Origin of the sequence: Rhodovulum sp. DZ06 (assembly GCF_050586345.1) — a bacterium.
Classification (GTDB): domain Bacteria; phylum Pseudomonadota; class Alphaproteobacteria; order Rhodobacterales; family Rhodobacteraceae; genus JBOCEF01.
The window spans coordinates 1-1,178 of sequence record NZ_JBOCEF010000106.1; the positions used below are offsets into that span (position 1 = coordinate 1).

The following is a 1,178-nucleotide window of genomic DNA, read 5'->3' on the forward strand; positions in this document are numbered from 1 at the left end:
GATGGCTAAAGGTAAGTTCGAGCGCACGAAACCGCACGTGAACATCGGCACGATCGGTCACGTGGACCACGGGAAGACCACCCTGACGGCTGCGATCACGAAGCAGTTCGGCGAGTTCAAGGCGTATGACGAGATCGACGGCGCGCCGGAAGAGAAGGCCCGCGGGATCACCATCTCGACCGCGCACGTGGAGTACGAGACCGAGGCGCGCCACTACGCCCACGTCGACTGCCCCGGCCACGCCGACTACGTGAAGAACATGATCACCGGCGCGGCGCAGATGGACGGCGCGATCCTGGTGGTGAACGCCGCCGACGGCCCGATGCCGCAGACCCGCGAGCACATCCTGCTCGCGCGCCAGGTCGGCGTGCCCTCGCTGGTCGTGTTCCTCAACAAGGTCGACCAGGTCGACGACGAGGAGCTTCTGGAGCTGGTCGAGATGGAAGTGCGCGAGCTTCTGTCGGACTACGACTTCCCGGGCGACGACATCCCGATCATCGCGGGTTCGGCCCTGGCCGCCCTCGAGGACCGCGACGACAACATCGGCAAGGAAAAGATCGCCGAGCTGATGGCGGCGGTGGATGAGTACATCCCGACCCCGGCGCGCCCGATCGACCAGCCGTTCCTGATGCCGATCGAGGACGTGTTCTCGATCTCGGGCCGCGGCACCGTGGTCACCGGCCGCGTCGAGCGCGGCGTGGTCACCGTGGGCGAGGAAATCGAGATCATCGGCATCCGCGACACCAAGAAGACCACCGTCACCGGCGTCGAGATGTTCCGCAAGCTGCTGGACCGCGGCGAGGCGGGCGACAACATCGGCGCGCTGCTGCGCGGCGTGGGTCGTGAGGACGTCGAGCGCGGCCAGGTTCTCTGCAAGCCCGGCTCGGTCACCCCGCACACCAAGTTCGAGGCCGAGGTCTACATCCTGACCAAGGAAGAGGGCGGGCGCCACACCCCGTTCTTCGCGAACTACCGTCCGCAGTTCTACTTCCGGACCACCGACGTGACCGGGACGGTCGAGCTGCCGGCCGGCACCGAGATGGTGATGCCGGGCGACAACCTGAAGTTCTCGGTGGAGCTGATCGCCCCGATCGCGATGGAAGAGAAGCTGCGCTTCGCCATCCGCGAAGGCGGCCGCACCGTCGGTTCGGGCGTCGTCTCCAAGATCATCGCCTGAT

The 1,178-nt window shown here is 66.5% G+C and carries 1 protein-coding gene; it reads left to right on the top strand.

The window, feature by feature from the left end:
- Position 1: 1 nt before the first annotated feature.
- Positions 2–1,177, top strand: coding sequence for an elongation factor Tu (tuf, locus tag ACQ5SO_RS21335; protein ID WP_430943670.1), 1,176 nt, complete (start codon positions 2–4; stop codon positions 1,175–1,177).
- The last annotated feature ends 1 nt before the right edge of the window (position 1,178 follow it).